We start from the raw sequence: 223 nt of genomic DNA on the forward strand, positions 1-223 counted from the left end.
GCCTTCGGGAACGCTGAGACAGGTGCTGCATGGCTGTCGTCAGCTCGTGTTGTGAAATGTTGGGTTAAGTCCCGCAACGAGCGCAACCCTTATCCTTTGTTGCCAGCGATTTGGTCGGGAACTCAAAGGAGACTGCCGGTGATAAACCGGAGGAAGGTGGGGATGACGTCAAGTCATCATGGCCCTTACGAGTAGGGCTACACACGTGCTACAATGGCGCATA

The 223-nt window shown here is 54.7% G+C and carries 1 rRNA gene; it reads left to right on the plus strand.

What is annotated here, in order from left to right:
- Nucleotides 1–223: ribosomal RNA gene (locus tag WFO64_RS22655) — 16S ribosomal RNA — on the plus strand; the annotation flags it as partial.

It is taken from the genome of Pantoea sp. AS142, from assembly GCF_037152305.1.
In the GTDB taxonomy this organism is placed as follows: Bacteria; Pseudomonadota; Gammaproteobacteria; order Enterobacterales; family Enterobacteriaceae; genus Pantoea.